Origin of the sequence: Enterobacter sp. E12 (assembly GCF_014596715.2) — a bacterium.
In the GTDB taxonomy this organism is placed as follows: Bacteria; Pseudomonadota; Gammaproteobacteria; order Enterobacterales; family Enterobacteriaceae; genus Enterobacter; species Enterobacter bugandensis.
Map to the genome: position 1 here is coordinate 2,743,111 of NZ_CP115601.1, position 22,644 is coordinate 2,765,754.

Genomic DNA, 22,644 nt, shown 5'->3' on the forward strand with positions numbered 1-22,644 from the left:
TTAACGCGAAGCGGGCAATATTCGTCTAAGGTTTTCAGGTGATTGACAACAGCGGTCACGCTGTTTAGTGAAGACAGGAGACGAACTCATGATAAGACCTCGTACACTACGCCCCGCCTTTTTGCCCCTTGCGTTAGGTGGCGCGCTGCTCGGCGTAACGACATTGGGATATGCCGACGATAGCCCCACCGCCCAGACAACTTCACCCGATATTTTACTGGGCCCTCTGTTTAACGACGTGCAGAGTGCCAAACTGTTTCCCGATCAGAAAACCTTTGCCGATGCCGTTCCCAAAAGCGACCCGCTGATGATTCTGGCGGATTACCGGATGCAGCACACCCAGACAAGCTTTGACCTGCGCCACTTTGTGGAGATGAACTTCATGCTGCCTGCGGAAGGTGAAAAATATGTGCCGCCTGCGGGACAAAGCTTACGTGAGCACATTGACGACCTCTGGCCTGTGCTGACGCGCACCACGGATAAAGCCAGTAACAAATGGGATTCCCTGCTGCCTTTACCGAAACCTTACGTTGTGCCCGGCGGGCGCTTCCGCGAGGTCTACTACTGGGATAGCTATTTCACCATGCTGGGCCTGGCGGAGAGCGATCACTGGGACAAAATCAGCGATATGGTGGATAACTTTGCGTATGAGATTGATACCTTCGGCCATATCCCCAACGGTAACCGCAGCTACTACCTGAGCCGCTCCCAGCCGCCGTTCTTCTCACTGATGGTTGAGTTGCTGGCGACGCATGACAAAGACGCGCTGAAAAAATACCGTCCACAAATGGAGAAAGAGTACACCTACTGGATGGAGGGTGTAGAAAGCCTTCAGCCTGGGCAAGCTAACCAGCGCGTGGTGAAGCTCGATGACGGTTCCGTACTCAACCGCTACTGGGACGATCGCGATACCCCGCGCCCGGAGTCCTGGCTTGACGATATCACCACGGCGAAGAGCAACCCTAACCGGCCTGCGACGCAGATCTACCGCGATTTGCGCTCCGCAGCGGCCTCGGGCTGGGACTTTAGCTCCCGCTGGATGGACGACCCGCAAAAGCTCGGCACCATCCGCACCACCAGCATTGTGCCCGTCGATCTGAACGCCCTGATGTTTAAAATGGAAAAACTGCTCGCGCGAGCAGGCCAGGAGGCGGGCGACAGCGCGGCGGCGAGTAAATACGAGGCATTAGCAACCGCGCGTCAAAAAGCCATTGAGCGCCACCTGTGGAACGATAAAGAGGGCTGGTACGCCGATTACGATCTCAAGAGTAAGAAGGTGCGTAACCAGCTCACGGCGGCAGCCCTCTTCCCGCTCTACGTGAAGGCGGCGGCACAGGATCGCGCCGATAAAGTGGCCGCGGCCACTTCCGCGCGCCTGTTGAAGCCGGGTGGTATTACCACCACCACCATCAACAGCGGTCAGCAGTGGGATGCGCCAAACGGCTGGGCACCGCTGCAGTGGGTGGCAACGGAAGGGTTGCAGAACTATGGGCAGGATAAGGTTGCAATGGACGTGACCTGGCGCTTCCTGAAGAACGTTCAGCACACTTACGACCGCGAGAAGAAGCTGGTGGAGAAGTATGATGTCTCTTCTACCGGAACCGGCGGTGGCGGCGGTGAATATCCGCTCCAGGATGGGTTCGGCTGGAGTAACGGCGTGACGCTGAAAATGCTGGATCTGGTTTGTCCGAAAGAGAAACCGTGCGACAGTGTGCCGGAAAATCAGCCTGCGGCGAATGATGTGGCTGCGCCGGTGAAAGCTTCGGCGCAGTAAGGGAGTATTGCCGGGTGATGGCTACGCCTTACCCGGCCTTCATTTTGAACTCACAGGGATTTAGAAGCTGTAACTCGCCCCTAGCTGATACGTCCTGTCACGCCCAATCCAGCAGTTAGTCGCATCGTAGCAGGTCAGCGTCTCTTTATTGGTGATGTTCTGCATACTCGCTTTAAGCGTCAGCCCCGCCAGCGAAGGCAGAATTTCGCCCATCCGGTACGACGCCGCCAGATCGTACTGCGTAGTGCCCCCCAGCTTACCCGCATCGTTAGACGGTGAAATCTCCATCGGCCCGGTATAGCGCGCCCCGGCGCCCAGCATCAGCCCCTTCAGCGGCGTGCTCTCGAAGGTGTAGTCCCCCCACAGGTTGAATGCATTTTCCGGCACCTGAGTGGGACGCTTGCCATGGTATTTATCATCTTCGGTATTAATTACGTGGGTATAGGCATAGTTGGCAATCAGCGTCAGGTTGTCCGTCGGGCGGCTGATGGCGGAGAGCTCCGCGCCTTTGGATTCCACTTCACCAGTCTGATGGTAGTTCAGGAAGCCCGGGTCGGAGGTGACGACGTTTTTCTGCCGGATGTTAAACACCGAGGCGGTAAACGTCGTGGCGTACTCTGCCAGCAGATATTTTACCCCGCCTTCCACCTGCTTGCTGGTGGTTGGCTTGACGTCTTTCGCCGTGAGCGTCCCCTGCGGCGAGACCGGTGCAAAACCCTCTGAATAGCTGATAAACGGCGAAATACCGTTATCGAAGGCGTAAATCGCCCCCAGGCGTTTGGTAACGCGATCCTGCGATACCCAGGCCTTATCGCCATTTTGCAGGTAATCGGTGGTGACGGAGCGGTAATCGTCGTAGCGCAGGCTGCCCAACAGATTTAAGCCGCCAAATTCCACCTGATCCTGCAGGTAATACCCGTTCTGCTGATAGCTGAGGCGGTTTTTCTGGGCGGTGTAGAGCCCCAGCGCGCTTTCGTGGATTTGCGAATAATCCGGATTACGCATATCCATGCCCGGCGTAGTCGACGCGTAGCGGTAGTGGAAATGGGAGTTCAGCCTCTGATAGTCAAACCCGGCCAGCAGATGGTGTTTCCATTCGCCCAGCGCAACGGTTTTAGTCACCTGGTTGTCGATGTTGAAGCTCTTAAGATCTTCATCGGTGGTATAGGCAAAGCGGTTAAGCTGATAGACCTCACTTCCCGTTCCCGTCGCGTAGACGCTGTTTTGGTGGGTATCGACGTCGAAATAGCGCGCTTTCTGATTAAAGCCCCAGCCGCTGTCAAACTCGTGTTCGAAGCTGTAGCCCAGCATCCACTGCCGCTGCTTAAACCCGCTCCACTCATCTCCGGCGTAATCCCGGCGATCGGCATATTTGGACCGCAGATAAGCGAGCGGCAGCGGGTTAGACGGCGTCAGGCTCGGGGAGTTTTGCGCCAGCGCATCCAGGGTGAGGCGGGTTTTACTGTCGGGTTGCCATGTAACGGACGGGGCGACCAGATAATTTTCATAGCGGCTGGTGTGCGGCTGATCGTCATTCTCCGTCGCCTTACCCAGCAGGCGGTAATTCCAGTCGCTGTCGGCAATTTGTCCGGTCGAATCGAGGTAGCCTTCTTTCAGATTACGGTTCCCGGTGTTAAAACCGACCTCGGTTCGGGCTTCCCGCTGCGGCTTTTTGCTTTGAATATTTACCAGCCCGCCCGGCGAACCGCCGCCGTAAAGCACCGATGAAGGCCCTTTCAGGATATCGACGCTCTCTATTAACAACGGATCGATGCGCGCCTTGGTGTTGCCGGTGACGTTATAGGGTAGCTGCAGCCCGTTGTAAAACTCCTGATCGACGGTAAAGCCACGAATTTTGTATTCGCTCATATAGGAGGTATTCCCCCGCACCTCGGTTGAGACGCCTGGGGCATAGCGCAGGATTTCATTCACGGAGTTCGCGTGATGCTTTTCGATCTCCGGCGCAGAGAGCGTGTTGATAACCTGCGGCGTTTTACTTTCGGCAACGGCCGATTTGGTGGCGCTGTTGGTCCAGGCCGGCAGCGCGCTGCCCTGCTCTGAGCCCGTGACGACAATGGTTGATTCTTCGGCGAAAGCCTGGACCTGCAATGCCAGCGTGACGGCACCCGCCAGGGTGCATAACGTAAAACGTGAGGAGTTCATAATGTCGTCTTGTGATTACATGCAATACGGAACGACAATTATTATCATTTAGATTAGCAAATCAATATAGCGGCAAAAAAAACGGCCCTCCGCAGAGAGCCGTTCTGTCATTTTATGCTCGTCGCAGTAATCTGAATATGCCCAGCACGACAATGGCTCCCACGACAGCGACCAGGAAACTGTGCATGTCGAAACCACTGATGTCACCACCAAAACCAAACATCGTCGCCAGCCAGCCGCCTACAACCGCACCAACGACCCCGAGTACGCAGGTCAGAATAAAGCCGCCGCCATCGTTTCCCGGCATGATCAGTTTTGCGATAGCGCCGGCAATAAGGCCAAAGATAATCCAGGCGATGATACCCATAGCAATGCCCTCTTGCAGATTAAACGCATGTGCAGAAAACCTTCTGCACAGCTAACTTAAGTATAGGTCATCACCGGAAAACCAGTTTCGTCTCACCGACTTATCCGGCGGACAACAGTAAAAAAAATCTCACCGGTTTGTATTAAGTTTGAAGGTGGATTGCCGATAACGCTAAGACAGTCTGTCATCAATCAAGGAGCCATCCGGCGTGAGTCATTACAGTGAGCAGTTCCTCAAGCAAAATCCGCTGGCTGTATTAGGGGTATTACGCGACCTGCAAAAAGGCGAAGTGCCGCTGCGCATCAGCTGGTCGAATAATCAGTTCATCAGCAAGATCCTTGACGTCTCGCAGGAGCGACTGGTTATCGATCTGGGTAGCCAGGAGTATGAAAACCGCGCGGCGCTGAAAGCAGAGAATATCGTGGTCATGGCCGAAACCCATGGGGCCAAAGTGGAATTTGTCCTGCCGCGACTGGAATTGAGCGAGTACCAGGGCCTTCCTGCTTTTGTTACCCCCCTTCCTGGCAACCTCTGGTTTGTCCAGCGTCGTGAATATTTTCGCATCAGCGCCCCGCTTCATCCTGCCTATTTTTGTAAGGCTAAAATGCCGGACAAAAAAGAGATCCGCTTCCGTCTCTTTGACCTGTCGCTGGGTGGAATGGGCGCGCTGATGGATACCCCGAAGCCGGAGGGTCTGGTAGAAGGCATGCGGTTCACGCAAATTGAACTGGATATGGCGGGCTGGGGCCGCTTTTATTTCGATGCACAGCTGATTGCCATCAGCGAGCGCACGGTGGTGGACAGCAAAAATGAAACGATTACCACGCCGCGTCTGAGCTTCCGTTTTCTGAACGTCGGGCCCGGCGCGGAGCGCGAGCTGCAGCGCATTATCTATTCGCTGGAACGGGAAGCACGGGAACGTGCGAATAAGGTTCTGTAGGAAAAGTCGGGCAGCGAGCGCCGCCCGTTTGCGGCATTACATGGCATCCATCGCTTTCTGTACTTTCCAGATATAGCGAGGCGCCTGCGGTGCCGGATGATTTTTCGCCACATGCTCGACGAACTCATCTTTGTCCATGTCGTTGATCTCCTCAATCGCCTCTTTGCGGTCAGAGGAGAAGGTTCTGAGCAACGCCCCGGCGCCATTCACGTACGAGACCACCAGCGCGTATTGCATCACTTCCGGATCCTCAATGCCCTTCAGCACGCCGTGTTCCAGAATGCTCAGGTAAGCGGTCCCCATAGAAATGTTGCGTTCCGGGTTCTTCAGCTCGCTGGTCGACGGCTGGCCGCTCCAGCCCATATAGCGGTAGACCTCTCTCCCCGCCGTAGAGGCTTTCAGCTGCATCAGCCCCACCGCGTTGGATTTGCTGACAAGCGTAGGATTGCCACCGGACTCCACCGCAATAATGGCGGTGATCAACCGCGGACTGACGCCCCATGCCTTCCCGGCTTGTTCACTGATCGGCATCCACTGCATGGCCCGTTTCACCGGCACTTCCGGATTCCAGGGCGGGTTTTGATAATCATGTTTTGAACTACAGCCAGCCAGCAAAACAATCAAAAAAGCAAACCATCTCAATTTCACGTCATCTATCCTTATAGCCGGTCATCGCGGTGCGCCGCCCTTGAAGCAGGCGGCGTATACGCGGCATGATATAGACAATTAGTTTCTCATTCAGCAAGGAATTGCCATGTCTCAGTTTCATCTCATCGCGCCATCGGGCTACTGTATTAACCAGGACGCGGCGCAGCGGGGCGTTCAGCGCTTACTGGAATCCGGCCATCAGGTAGAAAATCAGACAATTATCCCCCGCCGCCAGCAGCGTTTTGCCGGAACAGAAGCGCAGAGGCTAAATGATATCAATAGCCTGGTGAACCTGAAGGGCGAAAACCGAATAGTCCTTGCGGTGCGCGGCGGCTATGGTGCGAGCAGGCTGCTTGAGAGCATTGACTGGCAGGGCCTGGCGCAGCGCCAGCAGCAGGATCCGCTGCTGATATGCGGCCACAGCGATTTTACCGCCATCCAGCTTGGTCTTCTGGCGCTGCATAACGTCATCACGTTTAGCGGCCCGATGCTGGCCGGTAACTTCGGCGCGCCGGAACTGGACGCGTTCACCATGGAGCATTTCTGGCGCGCGCTGCGCAATCCCACCTACAGCGTGGAATGGCAAGGCAATGGACCGCACTGGGAATGTGAGGGCCAGCTCTGGGGCGGTAACCTGGCGATGCTGGTCTCGCTCATCGGCACGCCGTGGATGCCGCAAATCAAGGACGGCATTCTGGTGCTGGAGGATATTAACGAACATCCGTTCCGCGTCGAGCGTATGTTATTGCAGCTTTATCATGCCGGTATTCTCGATCGCCAGTCCGCGATCGTGCTGGGCAGCTTCAGCGGCTCTGCCCCGAATGACTATGATGCAGGCTACTCCCTGGAAACGATGGTCGATTTCATCCGCTCGCGGCTGGATATTCCGGTTATCACCGGGCTGGATTTCGGCCATGAGCAGCAGACCGTTACCCTTGCGCTGGGCGCGCAGGCGACGCTTACACATGATGTTTCGGGCAGTCGGTTAACGATCGGTGGTCATCCGGTCATAAAAGCATAAAAAACCCCCTTAATAAAACGCTGTTGCCGTTGTTAATATGTTAGGGTTTTAGTAACAGCGTTAACATTGAGGTGGGAGTAAGAGAACATTGGATGCCGCAGCGATAATCAGCCTTTTCATTTTGGGTTCTGTACTTGTAACCAGCAGTATTTTATTAAGTTCATTTTCATCGCGTCTTGGCATACCCATTCTTGTTATTTTCCTGGCCATCGGCATGCTGGCCGGCGTTGACGGCATCGGCGGTATCCCCTTCGATAACTATCCCTTCGCCTACATGGTGAGTAACCTCGCGCTGGCGGTGATCCTGCTCGACGGCGGGATGCGCACTCAGGCGAGCTCCTTCCGCGTGGCCTTAGGGCCTGCGCTGTCGCTGGCGACCGTCGGCGTGTTGATCACCTCCGGCCTCACCGGGATGATGGCCGCATGGCTTTTCAATCTCAATCTGATGGAAGGCTTGCTGATTGGCGCAATCGTTGGCTCTACCGATGCGGCGGCGGTCTTTTCCCTGCTTGGGGGTAAAGGGCTTAACGAACGCGTTGGCTCAACGCTTGAGATTGAATCCGGCAGTAACGATCCGATGGCTGTGTTCCTGACCATCACGCTGATAGAGATGATCCAGCAGCACGAGACGGGCCTGAGCTGGATGTTTGCCCTGCATATTCTGCAGCAGTTCGGGCTGGGGATTGTCATCGGCCTGGCGGGGGGATACCTGTTACAGCAGACGATCAACCGCATTTCTCTGCCCTCGGGGCTTTACCCTCTGCTGGCGCTGAGCGGCGGCATTCTCATTTTTGCCGTTACCACCGCGCTGGACGGCAGCGGTATTCTCGCCGTCTACCTCTGCGGGTTCCTGATGGGCAACCGCCCTATTCGCAACCGTCATGCTATTTTGCAGAACTTTGACGGCCTGGCGTGGCTGGCGCAAATCGGCATGTTCCTGGTGCTGGGCCTGCTGGTGACCCCGTCGGACCTGCTGCCGATCGCCGTTCCGGCGCTGCTGCTGTCGGCGTGGATGATCTTCTTCGCCCGTCCGCTCTCCGTATTTGCAGGCCTGCTGCCGTTTCGCGGCTTTAACCTGCGCGAGCGCGTCTTTATCAGCTGGGTCGGCCTGCGCGGCGCGGTGCCGATTATCCTTGCGGTGTTCCCGATGATGGCCGGCCTCGACAACGCGCGGCTGTTCTTCAACGTGGCGTTCTTCGTAGTGCTGATTTCCCTGCTGTTCCAGGGCACGTCGCTCGGGTGGGCGGCGAAAAAGGCCAAAGTGGTGGTGCCGCCCGTAGGCTGGCCGGTCTCCCGCGTTGGGCTGGATATTCACCCGGAAAACCCGTGGGAGCAGTTCGTCTATCAGCTGAGCGCCGATAAATGGTGCGTGGGGGCCTCGCTGCGCGATTTGCACATGCCGACTGAAACGCGCATTGCCGCCCTGTTCCGCGATAATGTCCTGCTGCACCCGACCGGCAGCACCCGCCTGCGCGAAGGGGATATTCTGTGCGTCATTGGCCGCGAGCGCGACCTGCCCGCGCTGGGCAAGCTGTTCAGCCAGTCGCCTCCCGTGGCGCTGGACCAGCGTTTCTTCGGCGATTTTATTCTGGAAGCCAGCGCCAAGTTTGCGGATGTGGCGCTCATTTATGGCCTGGATGAAGGTGCAGAAGACGGTGATAACCCGCAAACGCTGGGCGAAATCATTCAGCAGCGGCTAGGCGCTGCGCCGGTTGTGGGTGACCAGGTGGAGTTTGCCGGGATGATCTGGACGGTGGCAGAAAAAGAAGATAACGCGGTGCGGAAGGTCGGTTTGAGGCCGATGGAAGAGGACGCGGAGTAGTTTTTTTGCCGGGTGGCGGCTTCGCGTCACCCGGCAAAGATACAAGTTACACCGTCACAACCGGCACTCTTGGTGCCAGGGCACACATCAGTTCATACCCTACCGTTCCCGCCGCGGCCGCCACGTCATCAATTTTGATTTCGTTGCCCCACAGCTCGACCGGTGAACCGATGCCCGCCTGCGGGCATGGCGTCAGGTCAACGGCCAGCATATCCATTGAGACGGTCCCCACCGTGCCCGTGCGCACCCCATCCACCCAAACCGGCGTGCCGGTCGGCGCGATACGCGGATAGCCGTCGGCATAACCGCCCGCGACGATGCCAATCCGCTGCTCGCCCTTCGCCCGGAAGCGGCTGCCGTAGCCTACCGTGTCGCCCGCCTTCAGCGTCTGCACGCCAATGATCTCGCTGCGCAGGGTCATGACCGGCCTCAGGCCGCTGTTGGCGATATCCTGCCACTGGCCTGAGGGTGATGCACCGTACAGAACGATCCCCGGACGCACCCAGTTATAGTGGGCTTCAGGATGCCAAAGCGTCGCCGCCGAGTTCGACAGGGAGCGCGGACAATCGAGCCCTTCAGCCGCCTGCTCAATGCGGACCATCGCATCAGCAATGCCGTCCGGTTTTTCCGCATCGGCAAAGTGCGCCATCAGCGTCATTTCGCCGACGTTTTTCAGGCCACGCAGCTGCTGCCAGACCGTATGCACCCGCTCAGGCTGGAAGCCCAGGCGGTTCATGCCGCTGTTCACCTTGAGATAAATATCCAGCGGAGCGTGGAGCTTCGCATCCTGAATGGCTTTAATCTGCCAGTTGCTGTGAACGCTGGTGGTCAGGCGATACTTATCCAGCAGCGGCAGATCGTCCGCGTGGAAGAACCCCTCCAGCAGCAGAATAGGTCCTTTCCAGCCGCGCTCGCGCAGCAGGATGGCCTCTTCGAGATTCAGTAACGCAAAACCGTCGGTCGCGCCGAGCGCGCTCCATATACGGTCAATACCGTGGCCGTAGGCGTTTGCCTTGACGACTGACCAGACGCGCGAACCAGGTGCTGCCCGGCGAACAATTTGCAGGTTTTCCTTCAGGGCCTGCAGATCCAGCTGAGCCAGAACAGGACGGGACATGACAACTCCTTAATTATGCGCGCCGTGCAGGTGCTGAGGACGCGATGGCGTAAATCCTGATTGATAGCGCGCCGCACTTAAATCGTCAAACGGAATTGCCGGCGTGCGCCCGGAAATCAGGTCGCTCAGCAGCTGGCCCGAGCCGCAGGCCATCGTCCAGCCGAGCGTGCCGTGTCCGGTATTGGTCCACAGGTTTTTGTATGGCGTGCGGCCCACGATTGGCGTGCCGTCCGGGGTCATCGGACGCAGGCCGGTCCAGAACGTCGCCTGTTCCACAAACCCGCCGCGCGGGAAGAGATCGCCCACCACCATCTCCAGCGTTTCACGACGCGGCTGCAGCAGCTCGGTGTTGAAGCCGACAATCTCCGCCATGCCGCCGACGCGAATACGGTTATCGAAGCGGGTAATGGCGATTTTGTAGGTTTCATCCAGGATGGTTGACACAGGCGCCCCGCTCTCCTCTTTCACCGGGATAGTCAATGAATAGCCCTTGAGCGGGTAGACCGGAATATCGAGGATGCCTTTCAGCATGGCGGTGGAGTAGGAACCAAACGCCATCACGTAGGCATCCGCCTTTATCACCTCGTCGCCGCACTTCACGCCATAAATTTTTTCGCCTTCCGACAGCAGCTTGTCGACGGAGGTATTAAAGCGGAATTTCACCCCAGCCTGCTCGCACATCTGTGCCAGACGCTGGGTAAAGAGCTGACAGTCGCCGGTTTCGTCATTCGGCAGACGCAGACCGCCGGTCAGTTTGTGGGCCACTTCGGCCAGCGCGGGTTCCACCTGCCCCAGCTGGCTGGCTTCCAGCAGCTGATACGGTACACCGGCATCTTCCAGCACGGCGATATCGCGGGTGGCGTTTTCATACTGTTGCTCGGTGCGGAACAGCTGCAGCGTGCCGCCCTGACGGCCTTCGTACTCAATCCCCGTCGACGCGCGCAGGGCTTTGAGGCAGTCACGGCTGTATTCCGCCAGACGCACCATGCGCCCTTTGTTTTCCATGTAGTGCCGGGTATCGCAATTGCGCAGCATCTGCCACATCCACTTCAGCTGGAACTGCGTGCCGTCAAGGCTGATGGCCAGCGGCGCGTGGCGCTGGAACATCCATTTGATTGCCTTCAGCGGCACGCCGGGCGCCGCCCACGGGGCCGCATAGCCAGGAGAGATTTGACCGGCATTTGCCGCACTGGTTTCAAGCGCCGGGCCGGATTCACGATCGATAACGGTAACCTCATGTCCCGCCTGACTTAAATACCAGGCGCTGGTTACGCCAACGACACCACTTCCCAGTATGACAACACGCATAGCCACTCCATTATGAGCAAAAGAACAATCATCTAATTACAGATTGATAACCTAGTTGAAAATATTATTCAACATACGACTTTTTTATGGTGACTTACCTCACACATCCCCCAGCATCAGGGGACAGGGATAATTTGGGATCTCCTGCTGAGCTTTATTTTTAACCAGCATAAAATTCTGATGAGTGCGCTTTTTTTGCCGTATCAAAAACGGGAAATCGCAAAGAAAAAATTTCTGCGCCAGCACGCTTTTTAACACGTTGATCTATGCTTGAAAGGAGGCTCTCCAGACAGAGAGAGCACCCACAACGAGGGCGCGCTAATGGCTACTATTGATTCCCTGAACAAGGACAACACACGTCTGAGCGATGGACCCGACTGGACCTTCGAGCTGCTGGATGTCTACCTAGCCGAAATCGACCGGGTGGCAAAACTGTATCGCCTGGATACCTATCCCCATCAGATTGAGGTGATTACCTCCGAACAGATGATGGACGCTTACTCCAGCGTCGGGATGCCGATCAACTATCCGCACTGGTCGTTTGGTAAAAAATTCATTGAAACGGAGCGGCTGTACAAGCACGGCCAGCAGGGGCTGGCGTATGAGATCGTCATTAACTCCAACCCGTGTATCGCCTATCTGATGGAAGAGAACACCATTACCATGCAGGCGCTGGTGATGGCGCACGCCTGCTACGGCCATAACTCCTTCTTTAAAAATAACTATCTGTTCCGCAGCTGGACGGACGCCAGCTCCATCGTCGATTACCTGATCTTCGCCCGTAAATACATTACCGACTGCGAAGAGCGCTACGGCGTGGACGAGGTAGAGAAGCTGCTCGACTCCTGCCACGCGCTGATGAACTACGGCGTGGACCGCTATAAACGCCCGCAGAAAATCTCACTGCAGGAGGAGAAAGCCCGGCAGAAAAGCCGCGAGGAGTATCTGCAGAGCCAGGTGAACATGCTGTGGCGCACCCTGCCGAAGCGTGAGGAGGAAAAAACGATTGCCGAAGCGCGTCGTTATCCGTCCGAGCCGCAGGAAAACTTGCTCTATTTTATGGAGAAGAACGCCCCGCTGCTGGAGCCGTGGCAGCGCGAGATTTTGCGTATCGTGCGTAAGGTGAGCCAGTATTTCTATCCGCAGAAACAGACCCAGGTGATGAACGAAGGCTGGGCAACATTCTGGCACTACACCATCCTCAACCATCTGTATGACGAGGGGAAAGTCACCGAGCGGTTCATGATGGAATTCCTCCACAGCCATACTAACGTGGTGTTCCAGCCGCCCTACAACAGCCCGTGGTACAGTGGGATTAACCCGTATGCGCTGGGCTTTGCGATGTTCCAGGATATTAAGCGCATCTGCCAGTCGCCAACGGAAGAGGACAAGTACTGGTTCCCGGATATCGCCGGTTCTGACTGGCTGGAAACGCTGCATTTTGCGATGCGCGACTTTAAGGATGAGAGCTTTATCAGCCAGTTCATGTCGCCGAAGATCATGCGCGATTTCCGCTTCTTCACCGTACTGGACGATGACCGCAACAACTATCTGGAGATCTCCGCGATCCACAACGAGGAAGGATACCGGGAGATCCGCTCCCGCCTCTCCTCCCAGTACAACCTGAGCAACCTTGAACCCAATATTCAGGTGTGGAACGTGGATCTGCGCGGCGACCGCTCCCTGACGCTGCGCTATATCCCGCACAACCGCGCGCCGCTGGATAAAGGACGTAAAGAGGTGCTGAAGCACGTGCACCGCCTGTGGGGCTTTGACGTGCAGCTGGAGCAGCAGAATGAGGACGGCAGCGTGGAGCTGCTGGAACGCTGCCCGGCGCGGTTGAATACGCTGTAGCGCCACCGGGCGAAAAAAAACCTCTCGATTGAGAGGTTTTTTATTTCAGCGGCTCTGAATCGCCAAATCGCCCGGCAGCGTTTTCTGCATACGGTGCCAGATTTCACCGGAGTCGTGGCCGTAGCGGCGTACGGTTTCATATACCTGATCGTGCAGGCCTTCGGTGCAGAGCTTGCTCAGCTTATGGTAGAAGCCCAGCGCCAGACTGCGGGCTTCAGGGTTAGCGAAGTAGTGACGACCAATGCGGGTATAGAGCCCTTTCATACCGTTGAGGATCAGGCCGTAAACCGGGTTGCCGGAGGCAAACGCCAGGCCGCGAAACACGTTGTAATCGAGGGTGGCAAAGGCGTCGGCGTGATCTTCAACTTCATTCGCGCTGGCCAGCACCGCAAGCGCATCTTCAGGATGCTGACGGAAAGCGGTACGAATAAAAATAGTCGCGATGTTGGTGCGCACGGAGAGCAGATTATCAATCAGCTGCGGCACGCTTTCGTGGTCGAGGCGCGCCAGCGTTTCAAGAATGTTCAGCCCCGAGGTTTCCCAGAAGTTGTTTACCTTTGTTGGCTTGCCGTGCTGGATCGTCAACCATCCATCACGCGCCAGTCGCTGAAGCACTTCACGCAGCGTGGTGCGAGTGACGCCAATCAGTTCAGAGAGTTCGCGTTCAGCCGGAAGAATGGACCCCGCAGGGAAACGATTATTCCAGATGCTTTCAATGATGTACTCTTCCGCGAAACCCGCCGGGCTCTGCGCCTTAATGACCATAGTGAGATTTCCATTACACAGCTTTTTGCAAATTGGACTCATCATACCAGAGGCGTGCAACGGCAGGTAGCGCGGCAAAGTGAGAAAAGAGGGATCGCCGTTTCATTTTTGTGAAATTTACAATGCGGTCTTATCCGCCTCCGGGCCGCGATTTTTGCGTATACTGATGTTTTGTATTACTTAACGGGAAGGACGTCTGTTGTGGAAATTTCTTTTGGGCGCGCGCTGTGGCGCAATTTTTTAGGCTATTCTCCTGACTGGTACAAACTGATACTGCTGGTTTTCCTGGTCGTTAATCCCCTCATTTTTAGCGTGGATCCGTTTATCGCCGGGTGGCTGCTGGTGGCAGAATTTATCTTCACCCTGGCCATGGCGCTGAAGTGTTATCCCCTGCTGCCCGGCGGTTTGCTGGCATTTGAAGCCGTTGTCATCGGCATGACGTCCGCAGAGCATGTAAAAGCAGAGCTGGCCTCCAATCTGGAAGTGCTACTGCTGCTCATTTTTATGGTGGCCGGTATCTACTTTATGAAACAGCTGCTGCTGTTTATCTTTACCCGCCTGCTGCTGAGCATTACGTCAAAAACGATCCTCTCGCTGGCGTTTTGCCTTGCCGCCGCCTTTCTGTCGGCCTTCCTGGATGCACTCACCGTTGTCGCGGTGGTGATCAGCGTCGCCGTCGGATTTTACGGCATTTATCACCGCGTGGCCTCCTCTCGCCCAAGTGAGGATTTACAGGACGATAGCCACGTCGAGGCGCATAACCGCGACGTGCTGGAACAGTTCCGCGCGTTTCTGCGCAGCCTGATGATGCACGCAGGGGTCGGTACGGCGCTGGGCGGCGTGATGACCATGGTGGGCGAGCCGCAAAACCTGATCATCGCGCAAGCGGCTGAATGGCATTTTGGCGAGTTTTTCCTGCGCATGGCCCCCGTCAGCGTGCCTGTGCTGGTCTGCGGGTTAGCGACCTGCATTCTGGTCGAAAAATTCAGGCTGTTCGGCTACGGCGCACAGCTGCCTGAACCGGTTCGCAATGAACTGCATAAATTTGACGAGCAGAGCCGCAAACAGCGTACGCGCCAGGAGACGCTGCGTCTGATTGCGCAGGGGATCATCGGCATCTGGCTTATCGCCGCGCTGGCGTTGCATCTTGCCGAAGTCGGGTTGATTGGCCTCTCCGTCATTATTCTTGCCACCACCTTTAGCGGGGTAACGGACGAACATGCTATTGGTAAAGCCTTTACCGAAGCCCTGCCGTTTACCGCGCTGCTGGCGGTCTTTTTTGCGGTCGTGGCGGTGATTATTGACCAACGCCTTTTCGCACCAATTATCGCGTTTGTGCTTCAGGCCTCGCCGGACTCGCAGCTTACGCTGTTCTATCTCTTTAACGGTCTGTTGTCCTCTATTTCCGATAACGTCTTTGTCGGGACGGTGTATATCAATGAGGCCAAAGCGGCGATGGAGCAAGGGATCGTCAGCACCGGGCAGTTCGACCTGCTGGCGGTGGCCATCAACACCGGAACAAACCTGCCCTCCGTTGCAACACCGAACGGCCAGGCGGCATTTCTCTTCCTGCTGACCTCGGCGCTGGCGCCGCTCATACGGCTTTCTTATGGAAGAATGGTCTGGATGGCGCTGCCGTACACGCTGGTGCTCACCGTTGTTGGTTTGCTGTGCATCAAAATTACTCTCGTTCCCTGTACGCAATGGCTGCTACAAGCGGGTATACTTGCGGCGCATTAAAATTCGTTTACACTGCGCTTTCTAAGCATGTTCCAGGGAAATGATTATGTTGAGATTTTTAAACCAGTGCTCCCGCGGTCGCGGAGCGTGGTTGTCGATGGCCCTGACCGCCTTTGCGCTGGAAATGGTTGCGCTGTGGTTCCAGCACGTGATGGGACTCAAGCCCTGCGTGCTGTGCATCTACGAGCGCTGCGCGCTGTTCGGCATTATGGGTGCAGGCCTGGTGGGCGCAATTGCCCCAAAAACGCCGTTGCGCTATGTGGGTATTGCCATCTGGCTGTACAGCGCCTGGAAAGGGATTGAGCTTTCCTGGCAGCACACCATGATGCAGCTGCATCCGTCACCGTTTATGACCTGTGATTTCGCCGCCCGCTTCCCGAGCTGGCTGCCGCTGGATAAGTGGCTTCCGCAGGTGTTTGTCGCATCCGGTGACTGCTCCGTACGTCAGTGGGAATTCCTGACGCTGGAGATGCCGCAGTGGCTGGTGGGCATTTTTGTGGCCTACTTCGTCGTGGCGCTGCTGGTGCTGATTGCTCAGCCGTTCAAACCGAAGAAACGCGATTTGTTTGGAAGGTAAAAGCAAAAACCCGCCACGGCGGGTTTTTTATTATCACCGATTAGGGTGATTCATGATGTGATCTTCCCAGTCCCGTACCTCGGACTCCTTCACCGCAATGTGGCGCACCGAAATCCGCTCGCCGTGCATCGCCGCCTTTGAACCGGTCAGCAGCGGATGCCAGTTCGGCAGTTCTTTCCCTTCCGCCAGCAGGCGATACGCGCAGGTGTGCGGCAGCCACTCAAAAGTCGGCAGATTTTCACGGGTGAGCTTGATGCAGTCCGGCTCGAACTCGAAGCGGCGTTCGTAGTTGCGGCACTGGCAGGTTTTAATGTTCAGTTGCCTGCAGGCGACGTTGGTGAAATAGATCTCATCGGAGTCTTCATCCATCAGCTTGTGCAGGCAGCACTGCCCGCAGCCGTCGCACAACGATTCCCACTCCGCGTCGGTCATTTGGTCAAGAGTTTTGCTTTGCCAGAAAGGAATGTCGTTCATCAGGATGTCCACACGTCAAAAGAAAGCGCACCTTATAACGAGTCTGGCACGTGGTTGCAAGTTTTGCCGCCCTTTGCAGGCGGCAAGATGCGGTTACAGCATGCGGGTTTTTAGCGACAGGCCGTTAAAACCGACCTCAAGCTCATCGCCGCTGGCGAGCGGGCCCACGCCTTCTGGCGTGCCGGTGAGGATCACATCGCCCGGCTTCAGGGTGAAGAAACGGCTCATGTAGGCGATCAGCGGCACAATCTTGTGGATCATATCTGCCGTGGTGCCCTGCTGGCGGATCTCGCCGTTAACCTTCAGGCTGAGCGGAGTGTCCTGCGGATCGTTGGTAAATTCATTCACCGGAACAAACCCTGAAATCGGACATGCGTTATCAAATCCTTTGGCTTTTTCCCACGGCTGCCCTGCCTTCTTCATTTTGCCCTGCACGTCGCGCAGGGTCAGATCCAGCGCCACGCCGTAGCCGGCAATCGCTTTCTCGACATGCTCTTCGGAAGCCTGGCGCAGCGTGGCGCCGATCAGCACGGCAAGCTCTACTTCGTGATGTACGGACCCCAGCCCCTGCGGCAGCGCCAGCGGCTGGCGGATGTCGCATAGCGCCGTCTCGGGCTTAATAAACAGGACCGGCTCTTCTGGGGTTGCGCTGCCCATCTCCTGAATATGCTTCGCATAGTTGCTGCCCACGCAGACCACTTTGCTGACGGGATAATCCAGTAATGCACCTTGCCAGTTATGATGTTGATACATGCTCGACCCCTAATCGGTTGATGTGTTATGCCCGAAAACAGCTGAGGCTATTTTTTCCCGGACGCCTCGAGGTGCTGTTTTAATAAATTCTCAGGCGGCGGTGGAAGCTGTAAATAATAGCCCTGCTCGGCTAATGCCGTTTTCACTTTTTCCAGATCGGCATTCACCAGTTTCTTACGGCCGTCCAGCGGCAGCAGCATCGCCAGCTGTGGTCGGCCAAAGTTCTTCATTAATTCTTCCGGCACGCGTGAAAAATCGTCTTTCTTTTCGACATAAAGATAGGTCTGGTCACGGCTTGTACTTCTGTAGATCACACAAAACATGTTTTTACTCTGAATTAATGGGTGGTTGCTTGCCTCAATATACTCCTGACTATAACATGCCTGATACTCTTCGGAATATCGCAGCGAATGGTTGCGGTTAATAGCAAATTGAGTAAGGCCAGGATGTCAAACACGCCCATCGAGCTTAAAGGCAGTAGCTTCACCTTATCAGTGGTTCATTTGCATGATGCAAAACCCGAGGTTATTCGTCAGGCGTTAGAAGACAAAATCGCCCAGGCTCCCGCCTTTCTGAAGCACGCCCCCGTCGTCATCAACGTCAGCGGTCTTGAGGCGCCAGTTAACTGGACACGTCTCCAGCAGGCGGTCTCCTCTACCGGGCTGCGTATTGTCGGCATCAGCGGCTGCAAAGATCCCGAGCTGAAAGCGGAAATCGACCGTGCGGGGCTGCCTCTTCTTAATGAAGGCAAAGAAAAAACCCCACGTGCAGCACCCGCTGCCGTACAAACGCCCCCTCCTGCGGCGCAAAACGTTACCGCTCTCACAAAAACGCGAATGATTGATGTGCCGGTTCGTTCCGGTCAGCGCATTTATGCGCCAAACTGTGATCTAATTGTTACAAGCCACGTCAGTGCTGGCGCAGAGCTTATTGCAGATGGCAATATTCACGTTTACGGTATGATGCGTGGACGTGCGCTCGCGGGCGCAAGTGGCGATCGGGACGCGCAAATATTTTGTACTCACCTGACGGCGGAACTGGTGTCCATCGCAGGTGAATATTGGCTGAGCGACAAGATCCCAGCCGAATTTTATGGCAAAGCGGCTCGCCTGCTTCTGGCAGACGACGCGTTGACCGTTCAACCGTTGAATTAATCCCTTTTTAACAAGGAATTTCTATGGCACGCATTATTGTTGTTACTTCGGGTAAAGGAGGCGTTGGCAAGACCACCTCCAGCGCGGCCATCGCTACTGGTTTGGCCCAGAAGGGAAAGAAAACCGTCGTTATCGACTTCGATATCGGTCTGCGTAACCTCGACCTCATCATGGGATGTGAGCGTCGCGTCGTATATGACTTCGTGAACGTCATTCAGGGCGATGCCACGCTGAACCAGGCGCTGATTAAAGACAAGCGCACCGAGAACCTCTTCATTCTTCCGGCTTCTCAGACGCGTGATAAAGATGCCCTGACCCGTGAAGGCGTGGAAAAGGTGCTCGACGAGCTGAAAAAAATGGAGTTCGACTTCATCGTCTGTGACTCCCCTGCCGGCATTGAAACCGGTGCCCTGATGGCGCTCTACTTTGCTGATGAAGCGATCATCACCACCAACCCGGAAGTCTCCTCCGTGCGTGACTCCGACCGTATTCTCGGTATTCTGGCCTCCAAATCCCGCCGTGCGGAAAATGGCCAGGATCCGATCAAAGAGCACCTGCTGCTGACCCGCTATAACCCGGGTCGCGTAAACAAAGGTGACATGCTGAGCATGGAAGACGTGCTGGAGATCCTGCGCATTAAACTGGTTGGCGTTATCCCGGAAGACCAGTCCGTGTTACGCGCCTCTAACCAGGGCGAGCCCGTGATCCTTGATACAACGGCAGATGCAGGTAAAGCTTACGCCGATACCGTTGACCGTCTGCTGGGAGAAGAACGTCCTTTCCGCTTCATTGAAGAAGAGAAGAAAGGTTTCCTCAAACGCCTGTTCGGAGGATAAGTTATGGCATTACTGGACTTTTTTCTCTCGCGGAAAAAAAGCACCGCCAACATCGCAAAAGAACGCCTGCAAATTATCGTTGCGGAGCGTCGTCGTAGCGACGCCGAGCCTCACTACCTGCCGCAGCTGCGCAAGGACATCCTGGAAGTGATCTGTAAGTATGTGCAGATTGACCCGGAGATGGTCACCGTACAGCTGGAGCAAAAAGACGGGGATATTTCGATTCTGGAGCTGAACGTAACGCTTCCGGAAGCGGAAGAGTCGCGTCCGTAGGTTCCTGGTGTCGTAGCCCCGGTAAGCGCAGCGCCACCGGGGGGAATATGCCGGGTATATCGCCCGGCATATTTTTATCGCGGATAACCTTCCAGCAAGGTATTCAGGCGATCGGCCATCAATACCCCGCGCCAGCCAGCCATCAGTTCCGGCACGCCATTCTGCGGTTTCAGCTTCCAGTGCCAGTTCAGCAGCTGGTTAATTTGTCTGCGTGACGCCAGCAGTTCAGCGCTCAGCTTGCTTTCCGTTGCGACATCCTGCACCAGCGCTTTGATATCCTTGAATGCTTTACGATAGCCCGGCATATCCATGAGATTCAGCAGCGTCTCAGGCAGTGCATCCTCCGGCAGCGCCTGCGCTTTGGCGACCAGCGCCAGCAGGGTTTTACCATGGAAACGGATCTCGCTGCCGGAAAGGCCAATGCTGTCCAGCTCGCCCAGGCTGCCCGGCATATAGCGCGCGACCGCCCAGAGATGCTCTTCACGCACCACAAAATTCACGGCCAGATCGCGCTCGCGCGCTTTACGCAAACGCCAGTCCGCTAACAGCTGCAGGCAGGCCAGCTGACGCGTGCGAAGCTGCCAGGCGTTGGTGATATCACGCCAGGCCTCTTTCGGGTCAACCACTTCCTGGCGACGCTGCTGCGTCATACGGCACTCGTCCAGCGCGGCAGAGAGCCAGCCGGAGGCTTCCGCCTCTTTCATCAGCTGTCCGGCAATCGGCAGCAGGTAAAACACGTCTGCCGCCGCATATTCCAGCTGACGCTCGGTAAGCGGACGCGCCAGCCAGTCGGTACGGGATTCACTTTTATCCAGCGTCAGGCCCGTGTACTCCTCCACCATCGCGGCAAAGCCCCACGACAGCGGACGACCGCTGAACGCCGCGAGGATCTGCGTATCAATCAGCGGCTGAGGCATGATGCCAAAGGTGTTAAGAAAAACTTCCAGATCTTCACTGCCCGCATGCAGATATTTCGTTACCGCAGTATCCAGCAGCAGGTCACGCATCGGCGCCCAGTCGGTAATGCCGAGCGGGTCGATCAGCGAGACGTGCTTACCGTCGTACATCTGTATCAAACCCAGCTGTGGATAATAGGTGCGAGTACGGACAAACTCGGTATCCAGAGCGATGGCAGGAAAGTCGCGCGTCACTTCGCACAGCGAAGCCAGCTCGTCGTTGGTCGTGATCATCTGGTAATTCAAATCGGATTCTCTTTTGTTTGCGCCCATAAAAAACGCCGGCTTAACCGGCGTCTGGGCGATTAACGTGAAGCTCAGGCCTTATTGTCTACTTTGGCACGGGCTTCGTCACGTAATTCTCGTCGTAATATCTTCCCAACGTTGGATTTCGGCAGCTCATCGCGGAATTCCACCAGCTTCGGCACTTTATAGCCCGTCAGCTGACGGCGACAAAACGTTATCAGCGCTTCCTCGGTAAGAGAAGGATCTTTCTTGACCACAAATATCTTCACCGCTTCACCGCTGCTGCCGGAAGGAACGCCCACCGCCGCCACTTCCAGCACGCCGCTGTGCTGCATCACCACGTCTTCGATTTCGTTCGGATAGACGTTGAAGCCGGAGACCAGGATCATATCTTTTTTGCGATCGACGATGCGCAGGAAGCCTTCGTCATCCATCACCGCAATATCGCCGGTGTGAAGCCAGCCGTCTTTAATGATTTCGTCGGTCGCATCAGGACGCTGCCAGTAACCCAGCATCACCTGCGGCCCTCTGACGCACAGCTCGCCCGGCTCGCCGTGAGGCACTTCGTTATCCTCATCATCCACCAGCTTTGCTTCCGTCGACGGGACCGGCAGGCCGATGCTGCCGCTGTGGTAGTCGATATCGTGCGGGTTGACGCTCACCAGTGGGGCACATTCCGTCAGGCCATAGCCTTCCAGCAGATATTGCCCGGTTAGCTTCACCCAGCGCTCGGCCACCGCCTGCTGAACCGGCATGCCGCCGCCCGCGGATAGATGCAGCGTGGAGAAATCAAGCTGCTGGAACTCTTTGTTGTTGAGCAGCGCGTTAAACAGGGTGTTCACCCCGGTCATGGCGGTAAACGGGTATTTTGCCAGCTCTTTCACCAGACCCGGGATATCGCGCGGGTTGGTGATCAATACGTTTTGCCCGCCCAGCTCGATAAACAGCAGGCAGTTCATGGTCAGCGCGAAGATGTGATACAGCGGCAGCGCGGTGATTACCAGCTCTTTACCCGGATGCAGCAGCGGCCCGTAGGTGGCATTGACCTGCTCAAGGTTCGCCAGCATGTTGCGGTGGGTCAGCATCGCCCCTTTGGCCACGCCGGTAGTGCCGCCCGTGTATTGCAGGAAGGCCAGGTCTTCGGAGACGACTTCAGGCTTGACGTACTGCATGCGATAGCCCGCATGCAGCGCGCGGCGGAAGGAGATAGCATCCGGCAGGTGGTATTTTGGTACCAGACGTTTGACGTATTTAACGACAAAGTTAACCAGCGTCCCTTTGGCGGTGGAAAGCTGATCGCCCATGCGCGTCAGGATGACGTGCTTCACCTGGGTTTTGTCGACCACTTTTTCCAGGGTATGGGCAAAGTTAGAAACAATGACAATCGCCACCGCCCCGCTGTCGTTCAGCTGATGTTCCAGCTCGCGCGGCGTGTAAAGCGGGTTAACGTTGACGACAATCATCCCGGCACGCAGGATGCCGAACAGCGCCACCGGGTATTGCAGCAGGTTCGGCATCATCAGCGCGACGCGATCCCCTTTTTGCAGCCCAAGTCCTTCCTGCAGATAAGCCGCAAACGCCCGGCTACGCTCCTCAAGCTTACGGAACGTCATCACCTCGCCCATATTCACAAACGCGGGCTGGTCTGCGTAACGTCTTACCGAGTGCTCAAATAATTCCACCAGGGATTGATAACGGTCAGGATTGATCTCCGCAGGCACATCTGCGGGATAACGGTTAAGCCAAACCTTTTGCAATGCATCACCTCTGAAATGAGTGTTCGTCGTCATCACAGCCCCGATAATAAACAGTTTGTTAACATTATATTAACTCAGCGTACCAGTTTATTAATTGTT

Annotated in this window: 21 protein-coding genes; 10 read left to right on the top strand and 11 right to left on the bottom strand. The window is 56.2% G+C overall.

Going from position 1 to position 22,644, the window contains the following annotated elements:
• Nucleotides 1-88 precede the first annotated feature (88 nt).
• Entirely contained in the window at nt 89-1,774 is a 1,686-nt protein-coding gene (locus tag IB212_RS13060; protein WP_041909513.1) for an alpha,alpha-trehalase, read from the top strand.
• Between the two features lie 60 nt (nt 1,775-1,834).
• Here the strand turns inward: IB212_RS13060 and IB212_RS13065 are convergent, their stop codons facing one another.
• Both IB212_RS13065 and IB212_RS13070 read right to left on the bottom strand, forming a co-directional pair.
• Nucleotides 1,835-3,937: a TonB-dependent siderophore receptor gene (locus tag IB212_RS13065; protein ID WP_041909512.1), complete on the bottom strand. Its 2,103-nt coding sequence runs from the start codon at nt 3,935-3,937 to the stop codon at nt 1,835-1,837.
• Between the two features lie 112 nt (nt 3,938-4,049).
• Nucleotides 4,050-4,304 carry a GlsB/YeaQ/YmgE family stress response membrane protein gene (locus IB212_RS13070; RefSeq protein WP_028013508.1) on the bottom strand — a complete coding sequence of 85 codons (255 nt, stop codon included), beginning with the start codon at nt 4,302-4,304 and terminating at the stop codon, nt 4,050-4,052.
• A 208-nt stretch (nt 4,305-4,512) separates the two neighbouring features.
• Here IB212_RS13070 and IB212_RS13075 point away from each other — a divergent pair, with 208 nt between their 5' ends.
• A complete protein-coding gene (locus tag IB212_RS13075) occupies nt 4,513-5,244 on the top strand; it encodes a flagellar brake protein (RefSeq protein WP_045630797.1) in 732 nt (243 codons plus the stop codon).
• Nucleotides 5,245-5,280: 36 nt separating this feature from the next.
• On the opposite strand, the gene emtA is transcribed toward IB212_RS13075, so the two are convergent.
• Nucleotides 5,281-5,892, bottom strand: a complete 612-nt coding sequence (gene emtA, locus IB212_RS13080; protein WP_041909508.1) for a membrane-bound lytic murein transglycosylase EmtA — start codon at nt 5,890-5,892, stop codon at nt 5,281-5,283.
• Nucleotides 5,893-5,998: 106 nt separating this feature from the next.
• Here emtA and ldcA point away from each other — a divergent pair, with 106 nt between their 5' ends.
• On the top strand, nt 5,999-6,913 hold the full coding sequence (gene ldcA / locus IB212_RS13085) for a muramoyltetrapeptide carboxypeptidase (RefSeq protein ID WP_041909506.1): 915 nt from the start codon (nt 5,999-6,001) through the stop codon (nt 6,911-6,913).
• Between the two features lie 88 nt (nt 6,914-7,001).
• Entirely contained in the window at nt 7,002-8,735 is a 1,734-nt protein-coding gene (locus IB212_RS13090; RefSeq protein ID WP_041909504.1) for a potassium/proton antiporter, read from the top strand.
• A gap of 46 nt (nt 8,736-8,781) precedes the next feature.
• Here the strand turns inward: IB212_RS13090 and dadX are convergent, their stop codons facing one another.
• Nucleotides 8,782-9,852: a catabolic alanine racemase DadX gene (gene dadX, locus IB212_RS13095; protein WP_028013513.1), complete on the bottom strand. Its 1,071-nt coding sequence runs from the start codon at nt 9,850-9,852 to the stop codon at nt 8,782-8,784.
• A gap of 9 nt (nt 9,853-9,861) precedes the next feature.
• Nucleotides 9,862-11,160: a D-amino acid dehydrogenase gene (locus IB212_RS13100; protein WP_041909503.1), complete on the bottom strand. Its 1,299-nt coding sequence runs from the start codon at nt 11,158-11,160 to the stop codon at nt 9,862-9,864.
• A 321-nt stretch (nt 11,161-11,481) separates the two neighbouring features.
• Between IB212_RS13100 and IB212_RS13105 the strand changes: the two genes are divergently transcribed.
• Nucleotides 11,482-13,014, top strand: coding sequence for a SpoVR family protein (locus IB212_RS13105; RefSeq protein ID WP_023293929.1), 1,533 nt, complete (start codon nt 11,482-11,484; stop codon nt 13,012-13,014).
• Nucleotides 13,015-13,059: 45 nt separating this feature from the next.
• On the opposite strand, the gene fadR is transcribed toward IB212_RS13105, so the two are convergent.
• Nucleotides 13,060-13,779 (bottom strand): fatty acid metabolism transcriptional regulator FadR, encoded by a 720-nt coding sequence (fadR, locus tag IB212_RS13110; protein ID WP_028013515.1) that lies wholly within the window; start codon nt 13,777-13,779, stop codon nt 13,060-13,062.
• Between the two features lie 201 nt (nt 13,780-13,980).
• Between fadR and nhaB the strand changes: the two genes are divergently transcribed.
• Nucleotides 13,981-15,519, top strand: coding sequence for a Na(+)/H(+) antiporter NhaB (gene nhaB, locus IB212_RS13115; protein WP_188246017.1), 1,539 nt, complete (start codon nt 13,981-13,983; stop codon nt 15,517-15,519).
• A 46-nt stretch (nt 15,520-15,565) separates the two neighbouring features.
• Entirely contained in the window at nt 15,566-16,096 is a 531-nt protein-coding gene (gene dsbB, locus IB212_RS13120) for a disulfide bond formation protein DsbB (RefSeq protein WP_188246016.1), read from the top strand.
• Nucleotides 16,097-16,129: 33 nt separating this feature from the next.
• Here the strand turns inward: dsbB and IB212_RS13125 are convergent, their stop codons facing one another.
• The 3 genes from IB212_RS13125 to IB212_RS13135 all read right to left on the bottom strand — a co-directional run bounded on the left by IB212_RS13125 (nt 16,130) and on the right by IB212_RS13135 (nt 17,646).
• Nucleotides 16,130-16,570, bottom strand: a complete 441-nt coding sequence (locus tag IB212_RS13125) for a YcgN family cysteine cluster protein (RefSeq protein ID WP_041909501.1) — start codon at nt 16,568-16,570, stop codon at nt 16,130-16,132.
• Nucleotides 16,571-16,663: 93 nt separating this feature from the next.
• Nucleotides 16,664-17,323: a fumarylacetoacetate hydrolase family protein gene (locus tag IB212_RS13130; RefSeq protein ID WP_041909500.1), complete on the bottom strand. Its 660-nt coding sequence runs from the start codon at nt 17,321-17,323 to the stop codon at nt 16,664-16,666.
• A gap of 47 nt (nt 17,324-17,370) precedes the next feature.
• On the bottom strand, nt 17,371-17,646 hold the full coding sequence (locus IB212_RS13135; protein WP_041909499.1) for a YcgL domain-containing protein: 276 nt from the start codon (nt 17,644-17,646) through the stop codon (nt 17,371-17,373).
• 123 nt (nt 17,647-17,769) lie between these two features.
• Here IB212_RS13135 and minC point away from each other — a divergent pair, with 123 nt between their 5' ends.
• Genes minC through minE form a run of 3 tightly spaced genes read left to right on the top strand, consistent with a single transcriptional unit; the run spans nt 17,770 to nt 19,586 of the window.
• Nucleotides 17,770-18,477, top strand: a complete 708-nt coding sequence (gene minC, locus IB212_RS13140; protein WP_028013521.1) for a septum site-determining protein MinC — start codon at nt 17,770-17,772, stop codon at nt 18,475-18,477.
• A gap of 23 nt (nt 18,478-18,500) precedes the next feature.
• Entirely contained in the window at nt 18,501-19,313 is an 813-nt protein-coding gene (gene minD / locus IB212_RS13145; protein WP_028013522.1) for a septum site-determining protein MinD, read from the top strand.
• A gap of 3 nt (nt 19,314-19,316) precedes the next feature.
• On the top strand, nt 19,317-19,586 hold the full coding sequence (gene minE / locus IB212_RS13150; protein ID WP_010432714.1) for a cell division topological specificity factor MinE: 270 nt from the start codon (nt 19,317-19,319) through the stop codon (nt 19,584-19,586).
• Between the two features lie 74 nt (nt 19,587-19,660).
• On the opposite strand, the gene rnd is transcribed toward minE, so the two are convergent.
• Together rnd and fadD are read right to left on the bottom strand one after the other, a co-directional pair.
• On the bottom strand, nt 19,661-20,788 hold the full coding sequence (rnd, locus tag IB212_RS13155; RefSeq protein WP_028013523.1) for a ribonuclease D: 1,128 nt from the start codon (nt 20,786-20,788) through the stop codon (nt 19,661-19,663).
• 71 nt (nt 20,789-20,859) lie between these two features.
• Nucleotides 20,860-22,545 carry a long-chain-fatty-acid--CoA ligase FadD gene (gene fadD, locus IB212_RS13160; RefSeq protein WP_072252102.1) on the bottom strand — a complete coding sequence of 562 codons (1,686 nt, stop codon included), beginning with the start codon at nt 22,543-22,545 and terminating at the stop codon, nt 20,860-20,862.
• Between the last annotated feature and the right edge of the window lie 99 nt (nt 22,546-22,644).